The sequence below is a fragment of the Salinibacterium sp. genome (assembly GCF_031364185.1).
In the GTDB taxonomy this organism is placed as follows: Bacteria; Actinomycetota; Actinomycetes; order Actinomycetales; family Microbacteriaceae; genus Rhodoglobus.
The window spans coordinates 1-3596 of sequence record NZ_JANLVV010000360.1; the positions used below are offsets into that span (position 1 = coordinate 1).

3 protein-coding genes are annotated in these 3596 nt (G+C 64.4%); 2 read left to right on the forward strand and 1 reads right to left on the reverse strand.

Translation table 11 applies throughout. The annotated features are described in order from the left end of the window. Positions 1-1703, reverse strand: a 1703-nt coding sequence (locus tag RMN95_RS15800) for a hypothetical protein (RefSeq protein WP_309617864.1), incomplete at its 3' end; no start/stop codon positions are given. 189 nt (positions 1704-1892) lie between these two features. Between RMN95_RS15800 and RMN95_RS15805 the strand changes: the two genes are divergently transcribed. After that, on the forward strand, positions 1893-3221 hold the full coding sequence (locus RMN95_RS15805; protein ID WP_309617865.1) for a right-handed parallel beta-helix repeat-containing protein: 1329 nt from the start codon (positions 1893-1895) through the stop codon (positions 3219-3221). A gap of 4 nt (positions 3222-3225) precedes the next feature. Beyond that, the coding region (locus RMN95_RS15810) for a hypothetical protein (RefSeq protein ID WP_309617866.1) at positions 3226-3596 on the forward strand (371 nt) is incomplete at its 3' end.

Here is a 3596-nt window from a genome sequence, read left to right on the forward strand (position 1 = left end):
CCTTCGAGGTTCGTCGTGCGTCCCGCAGGAGTTCCCGCCGCAGTGCGACCTCCGGCTGCGCCAGCAGATTCGAGCGCCCACGACGTTTGCGCCGCATTCGGAGCGGCCAGCAGAATGTCACCGCTCGATCCTGCCTCGAAGTGGACGTCGCCCGTGGGCAGTGCAGAGTAGTTGTAGTTTCCGCTCTGAATGCCCGTGCGGTCGCCAAAGCCGAGAGTCAGGAACCCGTTAGCATCAAAAGTCAGCGCCTCCAACACGGGAGACGGGTAGATCTGCCACTGCCATCTGTCGGTGGCAGTGCCCCCGACGGAACCGCCGCCGTTGCTGGTCCAGGTCCATTCATCGGTCCAGGTGTTCCAGCGCTGGCTCTGGGGAACGAGCTCGTTGTTATACACGTCTCCCTTCGCGTAGCCAAGATCGCCGCCGGTCAGTACCGGCGTGAAAGCAGATCCAGCAGAAACCGGAAGCGCGGCGCTGATGACGTTCGCCGTCATCCCTGCCGCGGCCGCGGAGATGCCGGGGTTCGCCGTCTCGACGCCACCGACAAGGGTCTCCCCGGTCGTCACGTAGCCCACAAATACCTGGCCCGCGTGCACGGTGACGGCCCATGGGCGCTCGCCTGTGGTGAGCCCGAGGGGCGTCGTGGCCGCGATCTTCGGGGCGTTAACGTCTGAGATATCGAGGGTGTAAAGCTGCTTATCAAAAAGGTTCACGAAATACAGAAACTTGCCGTCGGAACTCACAGCGATACCGCCGATGCCGATCTTGCCGGCCTTCGCGAACGCATCCGGATCACGCGCCTCGGCGTTGCCAGCGGTCAGTCCACGGTCCCCGTTGCTCAGGGCCGTTCCGACGTTGATTCCCAGTGTGGTGACGTCGAGCCAGGGCACAACGGTCGTGCCGCTGGTCGAGATTGAGCCGTTAGTGACGGCATTCGTCACTCGATAAATTCCGCCCAGGCCCAGGGTTCCGAGACCGGAGTGCCGCTTATAGCTGGCCGCGACATAGATGTCGTTGCCCGGCGCGCTATACGCAACCCCCCACACCGAGCCGAGCTGCTCGAAGGTGGCCAGGGTCGTCCTGCCGGGGAAGGTGGTGCCCTGAGCGGCCGAGGTCAGGTAGTTCTGCGAGTAGGCCTGCGCCACCAGCGCGGGCTGGGCGGCCGACGTCGATGCCGGGAGTCCGGCGTACTGGATCGCCGTGATTACCGGCGGGTTGTTTTGGGAGAAATTTTCGGGAACACCGGCCCCGAAATTCACGTTGGTTGCACCGATGGAAACGAACTGCACGCTCGTGCCCGAACGCGCACCCGCTGAGCTGAACACCGGGGTCTCTTCGAAGCCGGCGGGCAGTGCGGTGAACTCGACGCGCAGGGCGGTGGAGGCGGCGCCGGTTCCCGAGAGCGTGTAGGTGCCGTCCGCCGCGGAAACCACGGGAGGCCCGAACGGGGCGTTCTTCGCGTCGTATGCGGTGACCGTGACTCCCGGGATTCCCGTGTCGACGGCGATCCCGGAACGCGGGGCGACGGTCGCGTCGTAGAGGCCGTTGGCGTTGTAGTCGCTGAATACCCGCCCCGAGATGCTGCCGTCCGCCGCCACGGCCGACTCGGCGCTGCCGAGCACGACCGAGCCGGTCAGCGCCAGGACGGCCACCGTCACCAGCGCGATGGAACGTGAGGGCCGGCGCGCAGCAAAAGTAGTCATCGTGCAGGGAACTCCGTCTGAGGTCGTGCTGTCGGGTTGGGGATATGACCCCTATTGCCCCGCGCGCAAACTCATCGCAAGCAACGCAGCAGTGACTAATATACTGGCGGGGACGTCACCCACACAGTCCCCCTATAGGGGGACTGTTACACCCACCGGCAGCAGCGGCAACGCGTTTAGACTTTTCCTATGGCTCCTACGTTCCCTCGCGGTCGAGATCGCCTCGCCGCAGTCGCGTTCGGGTCGATTGTCAGCTGCGCAATGCTCCTATCAGGCTGCGCGGTGGCGGCACAATCTACCGGTGCGGCGGTGGTCACCGTCCCGACCGACGCCGCCACGATCACCGAGGCCGTGTCAATGGTCAGCGCCGGTGGCCTCATTCTGGTCGAGCCCGGTACGTACACGGAATCGGTCTCGGTGAACAAAAATGACGTCACCATCCGCGGCACCGACCGCAACACGGTCGTGATCGATGGGGAGGGGTTGCGGCCCAACGGCATCGAGGTGATCGCCGGTGGTGTGCGCATCCAGAACCTGACCGTCGTCAACCACACGTTTAACGGTGTGCTCGTGACCGGCCTACATGACGCGAACGGCGCCCAGGCGCACAGTCTCGATGGCTACTCGAAGCTGGACCCCGAAAAGTTTCCGCCGCTGCAACGCTTTGAGGTGAGCAACGTCACCGCGAGTAACAACGGGCTGTATGGCATTTATGCCTTCAACTCGCAGCACGGCGTGATTCGTGACAATTACACATCGGGATCGGCCGACTCTGGTTTCTACGTGGGCCAGTGCGCGGAGTGCGACATCCTCGTCACCGGCAATGTCGCCGAGAATAATGCGATCGGTTACGAGAACGCGAATGCCTCAGATTCGGTTATCGTCGTCGGCAATCGCTTCACGAGCAACCGGGTCGGGCTGACGCTGATCTCGTGGTACCAGGAGGCCTATCTGCCTCAGAAGTCCGCGACCGTGGTCGGCAATCTCATCGCCGACAACAACTCCTCGAATTCGCCGAAACAGGCCATGGGCGCCTTCGGTCTGGGCGTCGGACTCTCGGGCGCCAACTCCAATCTTTTCGAACGCAACCTGATAGCGGGCAACTGGTCGACCGGTCTGCAGGTCACCAATACCGAAGATCTGCCCTCGGTCGGCAACCGGCTCACCGATAACGTTTTTGAAGAAAATGGGGTGGATGTCGCCGACCTCTCAGCCTCGCGAACGCCGTCCTCGGACACCTGCATCTCGGGCGGCATCGTTGCCACTGTGTTGCCGGCGGGATTCGCCGAATCGTGCGGAACAGGCTCACCCGGAGCGGCTCAGGCTTCCGATTTGCCCGCCGTGACCGTGCCTCCCGGCATCTCGTTCCTGAAGGTGCCCGCGGGCCCCCGTCAACCCGGCATGACCGGTAACCTCTCGCAGCGACCCGCCGCGCTGCCCAGGGCGGTCGCTATGCCCGACCTCGCCCTGGTGGGCGTGCCGGATCGCCAGTTGTTCGCCGAACGGGTGAAAGGCTAGTGCGGTGGGGCTAGTGCACTTCGGCGCTGTCCTGGCGATAGGCCTCGCCGCGCTGGTAACAGCGGGGTGTGCGGGCAGTCCGACGCGGCAGGAATCGACTCAACAGGAAGGCACCGGTCTCACGAGCGCGCAGTCGGAGCGCCTCGCTGTGACCCGCTTCCGCAACTTCGACGCCGGAACTCGCGCCGTACATCTGGTGATCCCCCAGTCTGAGGTCGGCGAGATCCAGCTGTCCGGGTGGTACGACTTCGGGCAGGGTGTCGGCTACGGCGCGGTCGCAGGCGGTGGCACGGTGTGGTGGAACTCCGACACGGTCGCCTTCAGGGATACGCCGAGTGATGAGCCGGACATCCCGCTGCCGACCGATGGCTGGGT

Coding starts and splice junctions, on each gene's coding strand:
- RMN95_RS15805 (WP_309617865.1), top strand. CDS start 1,893: ATGGCTCCTACGTTCCCTCGCGGTCGAGATCGCCTCGCCGCAGTCGCG.